We start from the raw sequence: 977 nt of genomic DNA, 5'->3' as shown, positions 1-977 counted from the left end.
AAATTACCTTTGATGTAAAACTATTGCTATGTATCTATCTTAGCTCATTTAACCTTAAGTTTTTGTTTAAGTCTCGTTAGCTTCAGATCGACCACAGCAAAAGCATCTGCCAATGGCAGAATGGAAAATCCGCGTTAATGACATCTATCCGGCTTACATCAGTTGGCAAACCTACGAGCGGAATCAGGCACAGCTTATGGACAACTATGCTGAGTATGACCGTAATAAAACCCGTGGCATCCCTCACCCTGGTGCAGCATTACTGCATGGGCTAGTTTATTGTGGCGAATGCGGTCATAAAATGGTTGTGCAGTACAAAGGCGCAACCCGCTATATTTGTAACTATTTGCGCCAGCAGTATCGCGTGCCTGTTTGTCAATATATTCCTGCTGATACAATTGACGAGTATGTAGTCAATGCATTTCTGGAAGCTCTGTCGTCAGTGGAGCTAGATGCTTATCACAAAGCCGTCAAAACCCAACAGCAGTCATTAGATACAGTAGAACGAGCGCATTCTCAACAAATCGAGCGTTTACAGTATCAAGTAGCACTAGCCGAAAGACAGTTTAATCGGGTTGACCCAGATAACCGACTGGTGGCTGCCGAACTAGAACAGCGTTGGGAAAATGCTTTACGCGAACTAAAACTTGCCCAAGAAACCTATGCTCAACGCCAGCAGCCCCAAACAGTAGAGCGGCTACCAAAAGAACTCCAAGCTGCTTTTATTGACATTGGGCAAAAGCTGCCGGAAATTTGGCACAGTGACTGCTTAACCCAAGTGCAAAAAAAATCTCTCCTACGCTGTCTCATCGATAAAGTCGTCATACATCGTCTTGTCCGCGATACAGTTCGCACTAGGATTATTTGGAAAGGTGGTGACACTACTACTATCGATCTTCCAGGGCAAACGCATCTAATAAAAGCATAATGAAATACTAAGAAGCGCTTTGGGCTAAAAATTCTGGAAATAGCAGAGC

Annotated in this window: 1 protein-coding gene; it reads left to right on the top strand. The window is 44.0% G+C overall.

Annotation, left to right across the window (positions count from 1 at the left end):
- Window positions 1-112: 112 nt before the first annotated feature.
- A complete protein-coding gene (locus tag DSM107010_RS37830) occupies window positions 113-928 on the top strand; it encodes a recombinase zinc ribbon domain-containing protein (protein ID WP_199756071.1) in 816 nt (271 codons plus the stop codon).
- Window positions 929-977 lie beyond the last annotated feature (49 nt).

Origin of the sequence: Chroococcidiopsis cubana SAG 39.79, assembly GCF_003991895.1 — a bacterium.
GTDB classification, from domain to species: domain Bacteria; phylum Cyanobacteriota; class Cyanobacteriia; order Cyanobacteriales; family Chroococcidiopsidaceae; genus Chroococcidiopsis; species Chroococcidiopsis thermalis.
This window is presented reverse-complemented; position numbering and strand designations above follow the sequence as displayed.